The sequence below is a fragment of the Enterococcus sp. LJL90 genome, assembly GCF_056924355.1.
In genome coordinates, this window is the sequence record NZ_JBXPBQ010000005.1 from 257,519 (window position 1) to 274,996 (window position 17,478).

The window sequence follows — 17,478 nt, forward strand, 5'->3', positions numbered from 1 at the left end:
ATTTTTTGAACATCCCCTCAGATGGAACCTGAAAAAATATTTTTCTTGATGGCATCTTTTTTTAAAAAGTTAAAGTCAAAAAAATTTGCTTCCCCATTTTTGACAATAAGCAAGTAGATTTCGAACTTGACGGGAAAAATTTTTTTCTTTAGGTGTTGATTTTTGGCCGGCTCAGGTTGTTTATATTATGAAGGGAAAAAAGGGGGAGATACCATGCGAAAATTACATTTAATCTTTAGAAATGCAGACGGCAGCCGCAAAACGCTGATTATTCACTGCTGCCATCAAAATCTAAGTCCAGCCATTGTCCGCTGGGCGATGAGTGAAATCATCGCCTTAAAGCTCTTTGTCCGTAACGGCGTGCAGCTGTACACGGAAATTATCGGGGCGAAATACGTTGAAAAGCGGATTACACCGCTATTTGATGACTTTAATCCCCGCCAGGCTGCCAAACGACAAATGCGCCAGCGACCTTTCCAAAAGTCGCCACAGCCATTGTCAGCTAAGGAAATTAGCCCGTCGTTGGAAGCAAAGTTGGAACCAGAGTTGAGGGCTGAGCTGTTGGCAGAGAGAAAGCCAGAATTAAGTCTAAAGAAAAGGGCAGAAAACAGCTGTGGCGAAAATCAATTAGCTGTCAAATCAAGCCAGCAGCAAGCAGCTGAATTTGCGACTACAGTAAAAGCCAGCTTTCTCCGGCTGTTTTTCAAAAAGCCGCTGAGTCTGTTGTGGGAGCAGTGTTGCCTGCTTCTGCCGGCTGCAAATCACAGGGCCGCCTCTCATCAAGAGGCGTATTTGGCGCGGGGAGCGGCTTAGCCAAGTAGAGCGCAAAAATAATTCTAACTACGGACCTGCCGGACAAGTTTTTTTGACCTGCACAAAAACAGCCAAGCAGCGGCGCTGCTTGGCTGATAAATCATCTATTTAGATTCTTTATTTTCTTCAGCTTTTCTGCGTTTGCGGCGGCCAATGCCCACCACGCCCAACAGACCTAGCATGCCGGCACCAAGGCGTTGGTACCAAGCTGGATTAACTTCTGAAGTCTGCGGTAAAAGCTGATTGTTGCTGCTGCCGGTATTTGGCAGCCCTGATGTGTTGGCAAGCCTATTGGCCGTCCGATTGCCACTGAAGTTAATGGTAATCGTGCCGCCTGTTCCCGGTGTCCGATTGGTGTTGGTACCACCGACACCTGAATTTGGATCGGTTGGATTACCTGGATTTGTCGGATTGCCAGGGTTTTCTGGATCAGTCGGATCGGTTGGATCAGTTGGATCGGTCGGGTCAGTCGGGTCAGTCGGATCAGTTGGATCGGTCGGGTCAGTCGGATCGGTTGGATCAGTCGGATCGGTCGGATCCTCTGGTTCCAATACCGGTGGGTCAACTTCTGGTATTGGTTCTGGCTCGACCGGTTCGACGGTTTCGATTTCCTCTGGTTCCAGTGGTTCAGTGATAATAATTTCTTCTTCTTCCTCTTTAATCACGCCATCGCCAGGGTCCTCAGGTGTTTCAATCGGCGTCGGGTCAAATTCCGGTTTTTCGACGCCTTCAAAGGCTGGCGACTCCGTGAATTCGGGAGTCGGCTTGACTGGTTCCGGCACGTCAACAATGACGCTATCTGCTTTTTCTGGTTCGGCATTTGGCGTTGGATCACTGACATTCAATGTAGTTTCCGTGACACCGGTGGTAGTTTCCAAATCCGGCAGCACTACGGTAATTGGTGTCGCCACCTCTGTGGTCATCGTAATAAACTCAAGCGGGCTGACCTCTGGCAAGTTTTCCAAGCCTGGCAAAGTGGTTTCTTTCACACCTGTTGCCGTAATACTTGGTTCCCTCAGCGTGATATCCAAATCTGTCATGGAAACCGGACCTAATAGCGGTAACGTCAGCTTATCGGGTTCTTCAGGCACTGGAATAGCAACAGTCGGTGTCTCGATTGCAAAAGGTTTTAATATCAACTCTGGATCAAGTCTCAAGCTAGGAGTTAATGGCATTTCCGTTAATATCTGCGCCTGTACAGGATTGAAATTACCGTAGGCCATAAAATAATCCAATGAAGCGTAATCTTTTCCGTAATCTAAATAAAATTGGAAAGGGTCACCATCGTCGTCTCTATTGTATTGATATACTCGGTATAGCCCATATGTCAGAGCTCTTTCCATTTCCTCGTAATTTAATGGAGGAATTCTGGCAAAATCATCTTCTAACTTATTTGCCATAGTGTAAAGAGAGCCATTATCGATTAGGCTTAGCAGGCTTCGAACTGAAACGTCGGTACCATCCATGATTGCTTCGGCATCCGCATTGAAAGCCTTCTTTGCATCTAGCCAAGCATTCGTTACCTTATTTATATATTCCCTCCAGGCAGGTATCTCTTTGGAATACACCTCTCCTTTAGCTAGATAAGCCTGCCGCATCTCTTCCCATTCCTCATTGGAATCGATTGTCGCATATTTCTCGTCTATAAAGCTAAAATCAATTGTGGCACCAAGACCTTGACCTACAAGTTTTGGACTTTGAAGGTATTCCGCCCAATCTGCAAAATTCTTTTCATAACTAGGGCCGTCCTCGTCATCCTTGTTCACTACAGAATCTGCCCTAAATTTGTCATATTCAACTAACACGTCCATAAAACGGTCTACTAATTGAATATAGGCATTTAAGTTCGTCACATTGCGGTCTTCCGTAGTGTCAATTGCAAATACGGCTTCCGCATCCGTGATAAAGGCAGTTGGATCAAACTCCTCAGAACCCGGTGGTATTGTCACGAGGCCGCTAGCGGCATATTCTGCATAGCTTGCTTGATAGTCTGTAATAGCTGTTTTATTTTCTGCAAAGATCTTAGCGCTGCTTTCCTGTTGTTCTTGGTATTCTTGCCGCCAAGCTTTTATATCAGCAACTAATTTCTCCTGATCATCAGTTTTTGTATTAGAAGTTATAAGGTTAGCAATTGCTTGCTCGGACTGGATTGGGTAACTAGCTAGTAAGTCTGTTAAAGGTTTAAAAGCTTCGTCTTGGATTGTCGCTACAGCTGCTTGCGCTGCATTATAAGCCGTCAGAACCTCTTGATAAGCAGAATTTTTATCTGGGTCGTTAAAGTCATTGACCGCTGTTTCAGCAGCTGGATAGAGTCCGAGCATCTTATCGTATTTTTCTTTTGCATCAGTAAATGCTTGTTTTATTGCTGTTGCATCTGGGTCTCCTTTATAGTCATCAATTGCATCTACAGCTGCTTGATAAAGCATTTGCGCGCTAGAAAGCGTTTGTTGCAAGTCGTTCTTAAAATAGTTATCCGCCGCTTCGAACTGATCTTTTAGACCTCCGGCATCATTCAAGCGGCTTTCTAAATTTGTCAACAGAATATCCAATGAAGCCTTTTGTGTAGCAAGAGGACCATAAAGATCTGCCGCTTTCTTATATTCAGCCATCACTTGATCAAAATGAGTTTTCAGCGTGCCGTGCTGAGTTTGCAAAGCGGTATACAAGCCTTGAACTCTTGTTAAATCGGCACCCGCCACGGCTACTTGGTCAATCACAGCTTGGCGAGCTGTTTGGGCAACTTCTAAGAGCTGTTTAACCTCCTCAAATTGTGCAGAAACCGTCGCATAAGTCTCTGAATGGATTTTTAATTGTGTTTCCAGCGTTGTTTTTTGGCTGATGACCGTCGCTAATTGAGCATTCAATTCGCCTAATTCAATGGTTACTTGGTCGTATGTCGCATTCAAGCTAGCCAAGTCAATTTCTAAAGCAGTTTTTGTGACATTTAAACTGTCAGCATTTTCTTTGGCAGTAGTGTAGGCTGTCATCGCTGCTTCATAAGCCGCCTTGGTTTTTTGATAGGCTGCTGTCACTTCCTGATAGTTTGCATCCCCCTCAGGAATTTGACTGGCTACTTCCTCATAGGCCACCAGCAGATCATCATACAAACCAGAAACGCGATCTTTTTCCGCAGTCAGCTCAGCGATTTGTTCTAACAAGCGTTCGTGCTCGGTTTGGACAGCGGTATATTGGTCGGCAGCTACTTGATAATTTGTTTCTAGTGTTTCATAAGTGGACTCAGCATAAAGCTTTTGCTCATTCAACTCATCATATTCCGTTTTCAGACTTTGATAATTACTTTCTAAAGTGCTGAAGGCGGTTTTTGCTGTGTCATAATTACTTTGGGTCGTCTCAAACTCAGTTAGTAATTGGTCATAAGCGGTTTTAACCGGCTGGTACTTTTCCATCGTCTGATTGTATAAGGCAACATTTTCACTATAGGTTTGGTAAGCTGTTGCGTATTCGACGCTGCCTTCAGCATATTGGTCCATCACTTTTTGGGCACTATCTCGGTTAGCCGCATAGGTGGCTAGTTCGCCTTCAAGTGCAGTCAACTGGCTTTCGTAGCTACGTTTATTTTCATCGTAGGTGCTTTTTGCTAAATTATAGGCTTCAGTTTCCTGTTGATAAACGAGGACCGCTGCTTGATATTCTGCGGCTTTGGCTTCGTAGGTTGGTAAAAGCTCATTCAGCTTAGTGGTGGTTTCTTTGTAAGTCGTCACCGTCGTTTCATAAGCTTCTTTGGTAGCTAGATAAGTCTCCCGCAACTGATTGTACTCTTCAACCTTGAGATTGTGGGTAGTAATTTGGCCTTCTAAAGTTGCCAATTCACCTTCATAAGCACGTAACTGTTCAAAATATTTGGATTTCAGTGCTGCCAATTCTGCATATTGGGCCTCATATTTCTCTTGAAGCGGTTCGTAAAGGGCTAAGTTCGTTTGATATTCCAGCGTTAAACGGTCCACTTCACTATTTAGATTCGTCAGCTCAGCTACGGCCGTGTTGTAATTAGCTAAAACTTCCTCATATTGCTCTTTCTTTTGATTATAGCCTGTTAAGTTCTCATTGTAGGTTTGCTGCTTTTCTTCGTAAGTCGTCAGCAAGGTTGTGTAATTTGTGACTAAAACTTGATAGTCCTTTTGATCTTGTTCGTAAGCGGCTTTAGCTTTTTTATACTCGGTTAACTTTGCATCATATTCGACTTTCGCTGCTAAAAAGTCAGTTTGCAGTTGGCTATCAGCTGCCAAGGAATCTTTAAGCGCATTGTAATCAGCTAATGCTTTCAGATAGACGCCTTCTTGTTGTTTAAAAGCTATTTCAGCCTGGTTATAAGGTTCTATCAGCTTTTCGTAATTTTCTTTAGCGGTTTTGTAGGCCGGCAAAGCTTGCATATACTGTAAATTCAATGGATTGAATTCTTCTTCAAGAATGGTATTATATGCTTTTTGAGCATCTTCATAAGTTTTTTTTAATCCCAGATATTCAGCTTCGGCAGCTTCAAGATTTAGCAGCTCTTTATCATAGTCATCTTTCGCTGCAACGGCTTTCGTATATAAAGTGTTTTCCCCTAATTTATAGTCTTCAAAAGCTGCTTTTGCTTCTGCGTATTTGTCGTAAGCCTCTTTGTATTCGGTATAGGCGGCTGGCAGTTCAGTTGCCGCTTGGGCTTCAGCAGCTTGATTTTTTTGTTCCTTTTGTTCCGCTTGGGAAGTGGTGATAGCAAGGACATTGACTGGTGTCGTCAACCCCATTAAAACGGTACTTGAGTACAATAAAAACCGAAAATATTTATTCCTTTTCATCTCCTATTCACTCCTTTTAAAAAATTAACAATATCCTACCTAATTTCCTAATAACGCTTTTTCCTTTTGGCATACCTAGTAGGCTGAGAGCCGTATGTCTAAAAAACTTCGAGAACGCTACCATAATAAATTTGTTGAGGACAGTTCTTTGATAACTAGTTCTGGATTGGGTCAAGCAGCTGGTAGGTTGCTTAAAGCCAGCCTAATCCATCAGCTTTTGAAGCGACTTTCTGATAGTCCAGCCACTCTACGCTTTGGCAGGCTCATTTTAGCACCAGCTTAATGTTTTGCTTATGGGCCAAAAGAAAAAGGTAGCGAATCTTGGTACCAGAAAATTTTATGAGGGAGCCGGTTAGCTGGAAATCTCATTTCGCAGTTCTCCTTTCATGTAAATAAAAACAGGTTCATTCGTAGACCAATTTAATAACTTTCTCTCCAAATAAAACTCTGGGCCTCTATCTGGATGTAGACCATTTTCTATGTATGGTTCCGCTTGCTATGATAGCGTTTGCATGTGAAGTTTTAAACTGGAAAACTTAACATTATATATAAAAAGTATAACATATTTCGATAAAAATGATTAAAATTTTAACAAATATGAAATTTTATTACATTTAAAAGTTAAAAAGAGAATTTTTTTGTGAAAAAATATAAAAGTGTGGTTATTTTTTAAAACTCGGTTTCATTGATAGTGCAACGTTTTTTGATGAGGATTACTACCTCAATGTTTTTTTATTACGTGAAAAAAATTCCCGTAAAATTAAAAATTTTTAATGGAATATGAATGAAGCGTGATGAGGAGCGGTTTGTAGCGAAGCAGCAAGATTTTAAAAAAATTTTTCTCTAACGTAAAACACAGCACACCAAAATAAACCCAGCAGAGGATTGTCGCTTAGACGGACAACTCTCTACTGGGTTTGGTTAAGCTGGGCTAGGTTGCGGCAAGACCGCCCTGCTCAGCAGCTTCTTCGGTTAAGATGGGGCAGTCAGGTGCACAGTAGGCGGATTTTTTTGGTTGATAAAAATTACCTTTTAGCATTTCAGCCTTTAATTCTCGGGAATCAAAAAATTGGATAGCGGCCATTTCGGCGTGGCTGATATGTTGTTCAACGGCCCGTTTTAAATAATCGGCCTCTTTAGCTTCAATGAGTTGGACGAGAATCTGATGTTCCTTGGTGGCAATTTTGCGGCGCTCCCGCGTATCAAAGGAAAAGCTGCGGAAGTTGCGGAAGTAGGTATGTAAGTCTGACAAAATGCTCGTCAAGGTAGTCATCTGGGCAATCTCATTGATGCGTTGATTGAAGTCGTTGAGTTCTAAATTCAGGGCATCCGTCTGGTTTTGGTCCTCCAATTCGAGCATTTTTTGAACGGATTTTTTCAAAAAGACTAAATCGGCTGCATTGGCTTTGCGGGCAACTTCATCGTAGAGTAGGACCTCTAAAGATTTGCGGATTTTGTAAATCTCGCGAATTTTATCTAAGTTAACGCTTTTGACAAAGGTGCCGTAGTCATAGACGTGGTCGACTAAATCTTCTTCAATCAAACGATTCAGGGCTTTTCTAATCGGTGTGCGGGAAATTGACAATTGTACCGCCAGACTGTTTTCATTAATCCTTTCCCCCAAAGGAAAGGTGCCGTCTAGAATGGCTTCTTTCAACCCTAGATAGACAACTTCGGCAAGGGGCTTGCGCTGAGTGAAATCAATTTTCTCCAGCAGTTTTTCTTCGTATCCATACTTATTCATTTTTGACCTCCATTTACAGTAAGGGCATTAGTTCCTTTATAATAAACACTTTAATATTCTTTTTCAAGAGACCTACCGGGAAAACTCATCAGAGCTTCATCTGTGCCTGCTGAAACTTCTTTTTCTATTTTTAAGCGTCAGACAGAAAAAAACAGAAAAAAAACAGGCGGTACAGTTTTTGGACAGAAATCGCTTTCATTGAAAAAATGAATGGTGCTATATTAAAGATGCTTAAGCAACTACATAAAAAATGGTGAGGAGTTTTTATATGGTTACATTTATGGCGTATGCACTGGTGGCGACTTTCTTAGTGCTGATTATGACCAAAAAATTAAGTCCCTTTGCAGCCTTGGCATCTGTTCCGCTACTTTTTGGGATTGCGGGGCAATTGTTCGGTCTCTGGGATGTTAATTTAGGGGAAGCGGCCTTGGAAGGGCTGAAAACAACCAGTACTACAGCAATTATGCTATTATTCGCTGTTTTATTCTTTACATTAATGATTGATGCCGGTTTGTTTGATCCTTTGTCCAATGCGATGATTCGCTTTGCTAAAGGGGACCCTTTGAAGGTGATGATGGCAACCGTTATCTTGTCTGCCGGAGTTTCTTTAAATGGTGACGGTACCACGACGATGATTATCGTCTGTTCGGCCTTTGTTCCCATCTATAAGAAGCTGAAGATGAGTATGCTGGACTTGGCGGTTCTAACGATTCTTTCCCACTCCGTGTTGAATTTACTGCCGTGGGGCGGACCAACTGCCCGGGTGATTACCGTCTTGAATTTAAATGAGTCAGAAGTTTTACGTGGTTTGGTGCCGATGATGATTGCAGCGACCATCTACATGGTAGTAGTAGCTTACTTCATGGGTAAAAAAGAACGGAAACGTCTAGGCATCATGGACTTTACCGATGAGATGCTTTTAGAAATGACTACGATTACCGATCCTGAATTGCAAGCCATTCGTCGTCCAAAATTATTGTGGGTCAACTTTATTTTAACCGCAGCGGTTATCATTCTGTTGATTATGGGGACGATTCCTTCTGCGATTTTATTTATTGTCGGGATGGCTTTAGGCTTGATTATCAACTATCCAAACTTAAAAGATCAAAGGGCCCGCATCGAAGCCAACTTGCCGGATGCCGGTCAAGTATCGATGGTGGTCATTGCTGCCGGAATTTTTATGGGAGTTTTATCAGGCACAGGCATGAACGATGCCATTGCCAACAGTTTAACTGCGGTTATTCCAAGCAGCATGGGCAGCTACTGGGGCTTGATTGTTGCTATTTTATCCGCACCAGGAACCTTCTTCTTATCAAATGATGCCTTTTATTATGGTGTTTTACCCGTCTTGGCTGAATCTGGTGCCCAATACGGCTTCACACCATTGCAATTAGGTTTTGCTTCCTTGATGGGTCAAGCCTTCCACTTATTGAGTCCATTGGTACCATTTATTTACGTATTACTGAGAATGACAGACGTTGACATGGGGCAATGGCAAAAGAAAAGCGCCCTTTACGCCATCGGAATTTTTATCATCTATGTGGTGGTAGGAATTATTTTCGGCTTGATGCCATTATCCGTTTAGGTTTAACGAAGGAGAGAGACTATGAGTCAGACTAACTATTTAAAACAGCTGGAAAATTATGGCGACTACTTTGATATTCAAGCAGCAGCAGCTGAAAATGATTTGGATATCAAGACGTTACCTTATGCAATTCGGATTTTATTAGAGAATGTGTTGCGGAAATCATCTGCGGCGGATTTGGAAAAAAATATTGCGAAGCTTCGCAACTGGAAGCAAAACACCGGTGAAGACATTGCCTTTTACCCGGCACGGATTTTATTACAGGATTATACAGGAGTTCCTTGTGTGGTGGATATTGCTTCGATGCGGGATGCCGCAAAAGCGCTGGGCTTAGACCCTTTGGATATCAATCCAGAAATTCCTGTTGATTTGGTAATCGACCATTCCGTTCAGGTCGATCAAGCAGGCTCACCGGCAGCGATGGCCTACAATATTAAAAAGGAATTTGAGCGCAATCACGAACGCTATGAACTATTGAAATGGGCCCAAAAGTCCTTTGATAATTTCCGAGCGATTCCACCGGATACCGGCATCATCCACCAAATTAACGTGGAATACTTGTCGCCGGTGATTCAAGAATCAAAAGAGCAGGTTTTATACCCTGACAGTGTTTTTGGAACTGATTCCCACACGACGATGGTCAACTCCCTCGGCGTACTTGGCTGGGGCGTCGGCGGGATTGAAGCGGAAGCCTGCATGCTGGGTGAGCCTTCGATTTTTGGTATCCCAGAAGTGATTGGTGTTAAACTGGTTGGTCAATTGCCTTCTGGCGTTGTCGCAACTGATGTGGCGCTGCGGATTACCTCTTTATTAAGAGAAAATAATGTTGTCGGCAAATTTGTGGAATACTTTGGCGAAGGCTACCAAGCCTTGAGCCTGGCTGACCGTTCAACAATTGCCAACATGTCGCCGGAATACGGTTCCACCTGTGGTTATTTCCCGATTGATGAACAGACCTTAAGCTATTTAGAGTTAACCAATCGGGAGGCAACTAAAATTGCCGCAATTGAGGCTTACGCCAAAGCTAATGCTCTGTTTTATACGGCAGCAACAGCGGCGGAAATTGATTATACAAAAGTGATTGAATTAGACTTGGCGACGATTTCGCCTAGTCTTTCCGGACCAAAACGCCCGCAGGATTTAGTCTTGTTGGAAGATTTAAATGAAGCCTTTGAAAAAGCTGTTTCAGCGCCTCTTGGCAATCATGGTTTTGGCGGGACGCCGGCTGATTTAGACAAGGAATTTGCTTTTGAATTAGAAAAGGCAGAATCTTTAAAAACCGGTGATGTGTTGATTGCCGCTATCACCAGCTGCACTAATACTTCAAATCCGGAAGTCTTGATTGGTGCCGGCCTGATTGCTAAAAAGGCCGTCGAACAAGGCTTGACGATTTCGCCCAAGGTTAAAACATCCTTTGCTCCAGGTTCTCAGGCGGTGACTCGGTATCTAGAAGAAGCCGGCTTGATGCCTTATTTGAACCAATTAGGCTTCAATATTATCGCCTATGGTTGTACGACTTGTATTGGAAATTCTGGTCCACTAAAGCCTGCTATTGAAAAAGCTTTAGTTGATTCTGAGATAATTGCCGGCGCTGTTCTAAGCGGCAATCGTAACTTTGAAAGCCGGATTCATCCGCTGATTAAGGCCAATTATTTGGCTTCACCGATGCTGGTCATCGCCTACGCTTTAGCTGGCAATCTGCGGGTCAATTTAAATCAAGAAGCGATTGGCATAAACGAGGCCGGCGCCGAGGTTTTCTTAAAGGATATTTGGCCGACGACAGCAGAAATCAATGAGCTGACGAAAAAATATGTGACTTCTGATGTCTATCGGGAAGCCTACGAAGAAATTTTCTCAGGAACTGAAGAGTGGAATAAATTGGCAGTGACGGATTCAACCAATTTCAATTGGAAGCAAGACTCGACTTATATCGCCAATCCGCCGTATTTTGATGAACAAGTAGCGGGCACAACGAAAACCCCAAGCTTGCAGAACATGCGGATTTTAGCTAAATTAGGTGATTCCGTGACCACTGACCATATTTCGCCAGCGGGTTCAATTGCTTTGGGTACACCAGCCGCTCATTATTTAGAAGAGCATCAAGTTGCACCGAAGGACTTCAACTCCTACGGCTCCCGTCGAGGCAACCATCATGTAATGACCCGGGGAACGCTAGCTAATACACGTCTAAATAATGCTTTAGCCGATGGCAAAATCGGCGGCTTTACCAAGTTCTTCCCGACTGATGAGATTCTACCGATTTTCGATGCTAGCCAGCAGTATACTCAAGGGGATACTGAACTCGTTATTTTAGCCGGCAAAGATTACGGCATGGGTTCTTCCCGCGACTGGGCTGCAAAAGGTGTTAAATTGTTAGGGGTTAAGGCAGTTATTGCTGAGTCATTTGAACGAATTCATCGCTCAAATCTGGTGATGATGGGCTTAGTGCCGTTGCAATTCAAATCAGGAGAAAGTGCAGCGACCCACGGTTTAACCGGTGAAGAAGTCATTGAAATTGATTTGCCGGCAGACTTTGTACCAAAACAAGATGTCAAAGTAACTGCAACCAAACCTGACGGGACAACTGTTACTTTTATGACGACTTTGCGTTATGATACCGATGCTGAATTAGCCTATTATCAGTTAGGCGGCATTTTAAACAAGGTGTTGCAGGACAAAGTTGCAGAGAACTAAAAGGTTACCACCGTCAAAATTTGACGGATAAGATAGTTAGCGGGGTTATCCTACAAGTTTACAGAGGCCGACCTGAAGCGATGAGTATTCGTTTTAGGTAGGTTCAATAGCACAGGCATTAAATGCTGCGGCTATGTTTCTCTGTTTAACTTGTGGGATAACTCCATTTTTGAAAAAAAATTTTATCCAATATCTAAAGGAGGAGCTACACATGAAGCTTTTTGACAGTCATTTTCATATTATTGAACCGGGATTTCCACTGATTGAAAATAACGGCTTTTTACCGGAGTTTTACACGGTTGAGGATTATCAAGGTGAATTGGCAGCTAGCGGCTTAGAAGCGGTTGGCGGAGCAGTGGTCGCCGGTTCTTTTCAAGGTTTTGATCAAACTTATTTAGAAGCGGTTTTGAAAAAATTCGGTCCCAAATTTGTCGGCATTACCCAATTGCCGCCAGAAACCTCCGATGCAGAAATTCTCCGTTTGGATGCTGCTGGTGTCAAAGGGATTCGTTTTAATTTATATCGTGGCACAGCGGCGGACCTATCCGTAATCGAAACCTTTTCCAAACGGGTCCACGACTTAGTCAAATGGCGAACTGAATTTTATTTGAATATGAATACGGTGTCTGCTGAGTTAGAAGCGACTATTTTGTCATTGCCAAAAGCCTCGGTGGATCATTTAGGCATGGGCAAAGCTAATCCGGATAGAATCGCTAAATTTTTAGCAGCCGGTGTTGCAGTCAAGGTGACCGGCTTTGGTCGAGTGGATTATTCACGGGAAGAAGTGGCGGCCTTATTACCGAAATTATTCGCCGAAAATCCTGCCGGTTTATTATTCGGTAGCGACCTGCCGGGCACGAGGGCTAGAGAAAGATTTAGCCTTAGCGACTTGGAGTTGATTCAAGGGCAATTTTCCGCCGCTGATGCCGAAAAAATTCTGCTGACTAATGGACAGAAATGGTATTTTGAGGATTAAAGAAGGTTTTGGGCGCTTTCTTACGCTCTGAGAACAACAACAGCCAGTTTTACGATTTCAAAGCTGCCAATTTTTACAGTGAATTTAACAGGAAAGAGCCAACTGATTTTTAAAATAGTCAGTTGGCTCCTTCCTTTTTTTTATTTTTCTCTAGAAACGGGGTGATTGATTAACTGAATACTAGCCAAAGTAGAATTCCACTAGCTAAAAAGGCAATCAAACCAAATAAGAGAAATAACAACTTGCGGACAGTTTGGTTGCTGATGGGGACAGTGAATTTGCAGCCCAGTAAGCTGAAACCAAGTAACAGAAATAGCAAAAAGTAAACGAGGTTTAGGAACAAACTAACAGTTATATAAGAGAAGAATAACAATGGTAACAGAAGTAAGAGAACGCTAAAAGCCGCTAGTATACTAAAGCCCAGCCAGACTAGATGCTTAATCTGTTTATTTTTTATAAACAGCGCAGCGGCAGTTCCTCCAACCAGGCTCGTAATCAAGGTTGTCAGCCCAAAAAACAGGATAGAAAAAATGGCAACCAGTAAAAAAATCAAAATAAAAGGCAGTATAACTAGCATGACATGAAACATTGAATTGTCCCCCTAATCCATCTTTTTTTCAAATAGTAAGTTACCTAAAAGTTATTCCACTCTTATTTGTTAGCAATAAGCTAAGTATCAGGAGTAAATCGTGGCTATTCCCCGTTAGTGGAAACCAATAGACATATCTGATACTTAAAATTTCGATAGACTAAATTTACTTGGTAACCGTAACATAAGTATGTTTAATAAATGAAACTCTTAACTCTGTTGTATTTGTCTCTTTGATTTAAATTGTTTAGGAGACAGAAAGTACGACTGCGGTTCATGAATCACTCGTCGCAATCTGCAATATCAAAATTTTTGTGAGATATTGTTCGTGAAATTCAGCGTTGTATTGCTTGATGGCACAATCTCGTAGTTCTTTTAGATGTTAATTTTTATAATTTAAGTATAAAGGTCTTCGTTAGGGCTTTCAAACAGTATTTTTTTTTGAAATATATAGAAATAATTCGGATGAAAGGATTTTGACAAATGAAATTTCCCAGAGATTACTACTGAAATAAAAAAGTATGGGCTGCATTGTTGCAACCCATACGGTGTTTGGTTTCATTTTAATTTCGGTAATGCAATTAAATCACTAAAACTGGTGTGCCAGTTGTAACAGATTCGAATAATGTCGCCATCACGCCTGGCGGAGTATTGATACAGCCGTGGGAACCGTAAGTTAAGTAGCGGTCGCCGCCGTATGCACTTTGCCAGCTGGAATCATGAATGCCGACACCGTTCCAGTCAATAGGCATCCAGTAGCTCACTGGTGTCCGATAATCTTCACCGACTAAAGTCGCATTTCTTTCTTTATTCCAGACATAGTTCACACCAGTTGGGGTCGCCATTGAAGGTCGACCGCTGACGATATCCGTTTCCAAGACTAAAGCGCCGTCTTTGTAATACCACATATGCTGGTTGACTAAATCTACTTCAATATAAGTATTGCCGATTAAAGCATGGTCGGCAGTTGTCGCACCGCTGGTAATTGGCGTGCGGGTGAAATCTTCACCGGCTAAAATTTGTTCTGTCAAAGCAGCAACTTCATCGCCGGTTTGAATCGACCAGCTGTAGGTACCGGCTGGCACTGAAACAGTCCCCCGTAACGTGCTGGCGAAGCTGGTTGGGTTGGTGCTCGTATTGTATTGCGTACCTAAATCAGTCACATAAGCGGTCACCTTGTCATTATCCAAGCCAACTTGGCCGTCGGTATAAGTTAACCAATCGGCAATTGTTTCTGTCGGAATTTGGAAGCTGGTGCCGTTAATCGAATAAGTTGCACTGACTTGGGCAATGTTATTTAAGCTGGTTAATTGATTTTGTAAATCAGCATTGTCCACAGTAATGGTCGGTTGGGTGATGTAATTTTCCAACTCGATTGTGAAGCTGCCATTGGCAATCGCTTCAGAAATCGCAGTCATAGCAGCTTCGGCGTTGATGTTATCACCTACAACAGCATCTTGAACACTAAAGCCAGTCTCGTTTTTAACAATGGTCGCATCTTGAGTTACCGTGCGGCCTTCATTTAAAGTATTGATTTCACTAGTGATTTCAGCCAAAGCCGTGTTCAAAGTTTCTTCATCTAATGAAAGGCTGTCAACCGATAAATCGCTATCGGAAAATAGCGCTGTACCCCAGGCCCAATTATTTTGATCCTGTAGATGGGCGCTGATTTGATTGATGGTATCAGATGTCACGCCTAAATCAGCGATCGGTAAAGTTTTCCACTCTTGGCCGTTATCGGTAATCGTAAAATTCTGACCATTGTAATAATTTGCTAAAGCTTCCTGAGCTTCATTGGCCGTCATTCCGCTAACGTCAATATTGTTAATCGAAGTCTGAGGTTCAAAGCGACTTGCGTAATAATTACTTCCAAAGGCATAACCACCGAGTAAAACAACAATAACAGCTGGAATTACAATTAAAAGAACTTTTTTCAAGCGTCCTTTTTTACCTGCATTTCTAGCACTTCTGCTCATAAAAGCAACTCCTTATAGTTAGTCAAAAAATGTCAATCGGTAATAATTGTAACATAAAAAGGCAGCTTTGTAGAGAACTTTATCTTCATCTAAAAACGACCAGTCCTCCAAAGGAAAACTGGCCGTCAAAATATTGCTGCTTATTCGTTGTCTAATTGGGCAAAGGCTTGGTCGATGACTTCTTTTAATTGGTCAGCTGAAGCCTTCATCCGATCTTTTTCAGCATCGGTTAAAGGAATTTCAATCACTTGTTTGATACCGGAACGGTTAACAACCGCCGGCGCACCGATAAAGATACCTTCTTGATCATATTCGCCGTTTAAGTAAACAGACAATGGCAAGACAGAATTTTCATCGTCTAAAATCGCTTTGGTAATCCGGGCTAAAGCGACGGCGATACCATAGAAGGTTGCGCCTTTTTTCTCGATAATGGTATAAGCGGCATCCCGCACACCGAAGAAGAGATTAACCATCGCTTCTTCATCGACATCTGGATTGTTTTTAATCCATTCATAAATTTGGAGGCCGGCCACGTTGGCGTGGGACCAGACTGGGAATTCAGAATCCCCGTGTTCCCCTAAGATATAAGCATGGACGTTTCTGGCATCCACATCCACCAATTCAGCAATTGCTTGACGGAAGCGGGCTGAATCAAGGGAAGTCCCTGAACCGATGACCCGTTCTTTCGGAAAGCCGGAGAATTTCCAAGTGGCATAAGTTAAGATGTCCACTGGATTAGCCGCCACTAAAAAGATGCCAGAAAAACCAGATTTGACAATTTCTGTCACGATGGAGCGGTTGATTTTTAAGTTTTTGCTAACTAAGTCTAAACGAGTTTCACCGGGTTTTTGCGGCGCACCAGCTGTTAAAACTACAATATCAGCATCTTGGCAGTCGCTGTATTCAGCGGCATAAATTTTCTTAGGTGAAGTGAAGGCCAAGGCATGGGATAAATCAATCGCGTCCCCTTCAGTTTTTTCTTTAGCTATATCGATAATACCAATTTCTTGGGCAATGTTCTGATTGACTAATGCGAAAGCGTAGCTGGAACCGACAGCACCGTCGCCGACTAAAATTACTTTTTGATGATTTTTGATTGCAGAATCTGTCATGTTGGATCATCCTTTCAAGTTGTATTTCACTACACATACTAACAGCATTTACGGCCCTTGTCACTTCAGACGCTCGCAAAAATAATACAGATTTATCAACTGTTTCTTTTGGAATTGTTTACATGTGTGATTTTTCACGATTTCTAACCTTTTGATATTTTTTGAAGAGTTGAAAAAAATGACGAACTGATAAAATAGCAGAATAGTAAAGTTTTCCTAGAAGTTTCTAATTGGAAACAGCGAGAATGAAAACTTGAGCAATATTTTCCATTTTTAAATGAAAATTATCGGAAAAAGGAATCGAAAAGAAAATTTTCAAGAAAATTATGTAACAGAATTAAAGTGCAGGCTGAAAATAATTTGCTGCTAGAATGCCTTATGGGAAGAAAGGGCTTGTGCCTGTGTAACAGCCAAAAATTTTAACGAAGTCTTAAAGTCTCAACAGGGTTTTCTTAAGCGGAGTATGCTATAATTTTGAAAGAAAAACTGGGTAGCGGTGAAGCTATCCAGTATTTTGTGTTGGAGCGGGGAAAAGCCGCTGATAATCTTTGAGGTGGAAAATGAAAATGATTGTAGGGCTGGGCAATCCCGGCAGTAAATATGAAAAGACCAAGCACAACGTCGGCTTTATGACCGTCGACCGTTTAGCAGATAAATATCAGGTGACGTTTAAAGAAAATAGCTTTAAAGCCGAGGTCGGCAATTTTTTCCTCAAGGGAGAAAAAATATATTTGGTGAAACCTCAGACCTTTATGAATGAATCCGGTAAAGCGGTGGTACCGCTGATGAATTATTTTGGCATGTACCCAGAGGAGCTGCTGGTGATTTATGACGACTTAGATTTAGAGGTCGGTAAAATCCGCTTACGGCAAAAGGGCGGCGCCGGTGGGCACAATGGTATGAAAAGTATTATTTCCCATTTAAATGACAATGTGTTTGATCGAATAAAAATCGGCATCGGTCGGCCAAAAGGACAGATGAGTGTTGTCAATCATGTCTTGAGTCCCTTTGACACAGATGATCTGCCTTTAATCGAAGGCGCCATTGATCAAGCGGTGGCCGCCAGCGAGTTTTACTTGGAACAAAATAATTTTATTGATACTATGAATAAATTTAATTAATCAAACAGTTGTTGTTTCTATCGGTTCAGAAAACTATTAGTCGGTAAAAATCACAGCCTTAAGAGG

At 42.2% G+C, this 17,478-nt stretch carries 9 protein-coding genes; 5 read left to right on the forward strand and 4 right to left on the reverse strand.

Annotated elements, in window-relative coordinates; genetic code table 11:
- Positions 1-213 precede the first annotated feature (213 nt).
- Positions 214-813, forward strand: coding sequence for a DUF2922 domain-containing protein (locus AC1Z3S_RS13080; RefSeq protein ID WP_461740725.1), 600 nt, complete (start codon positions 214-216; stop codon positions 811-813).
- 104 nt (positions 814-917) lie between these two features.
- On the opposite strand, the gene AC1Z3S_RS13085 is transcribed toward AC1Z3S_RS13080, so the two are convergent.
- Both AC1Z3S_RS13085 and AC1Z3S_RS13090 read right to left on the reverse strand, forming a co-directional pair.
- Complete coding sequence (locus AC1Z3S_RS13085) at positions 918-5,615, reverse strand: coiled-coil domain-containing protein (RefSeq protein WP_461740726.1); 4,698 nt, start codon at positions 5,613-5,615, stop codon at positions 918-920.
- Between the two features lie 931 nt (positions 5,616-6,546).
- Positions 6,547-7,359, reverse strand: coding sequence for a GntR family transcriptional regulator (locus tag AC1Z3S_RS13090; RefSeq protein WP_461737970.1), 813 nt, complete (start codon positions 7,357-7,359; stop codon positions 6,547-6,549).
- A 268-nt stretch (positions 7,360-7,627) separates the two neighbouring features.
- On the opposite strand from AC1Z3S_RS13090, the gene AC1Z3S_RS13095 reads away from it, so the two are divergent.
- The 3 genes from AC1Z3S_RS13095 (at position 7,628) to AC1Z3S_RS13105 (ending at position 12,614) form a co-directional block, all read left to right on the forward strand.
- Positions 7,628-8,944, forward strand: coding sequence for a CitMHS family transporter (locus AC1Z3S_RS13095; protein WP_461737969.1), 1,317 nt, complete (start codon positions 7,628-7,630; stop codon positions 8,942-8,944).
- Positions 8,945-8,965: 21 nt separating this feature from the next.
- Positions 8,966-11,638 (forward strand): aconitate hydratase AcnA, encoded by a 2,673-nt coding sequence (acnA, locus tag AC1Z3S_RS13100; RefSeq protein ID WP_461740727.1) that lies wholly within the window; start codon positions 8,966-8,968, stop codon positions 11,636-11,638.
- Positions 11,639-11,849: 211 nt separating this feature from the next.
- Entirely contained in the window at positions 11,850-12,614 is a 765-nt protein-coding gene (locus AC1Z3S_RS13105) for an amidohydrolase family protein (protein ID WP_461740728.1), read from the forward strand.
- A gap of 1,170 nt (positions 12,615-13,784) precedes the next feature.
- Here AC1Z3S_RS13105 and AC1Z3S_RS13110 read toward each other — a convergent pair.
- Positions 13,785-15,179: a L,D-transpeptidase family protein gene (locus AC1Z3S_RS13110; protein ID WP_461740729.1), complete on the reverse strand. Its 1,395-nt coding sequence runs from the start codon at positions 15,177-15,179 to the stop codon at positions 13,785-13,787.
- Between the two features lie 140 nt (positions 15,180-15,319).
- Entirely contained in the window at positions 15,320-16,291 is a 972-nt protein-coding gene (locus AC1Z3S_RS13115) for an L-lactate dehydrogenase (protein WP_461740730.1), read from the reverse strand.
- 560 nt (positions 16,292-16,851) lie between these two features.
- On the opposite strand from AC1Z3S_RS13115, the gene pth reads away from it, so the two are divergent.
- A complete protein-coding gene (gene pth, locus AC1Z3S_RS13120) occupies positions 16,852-17,412 on the forward strand; it encodes an aminoacyl-tRNA hydrolase (protein WP_461737964.1) in 561 nt (186 codons plus the stop codon).
- The last annotated feature ends 66 nt before the right edge of the window (positions 17,413-17,478 follow it).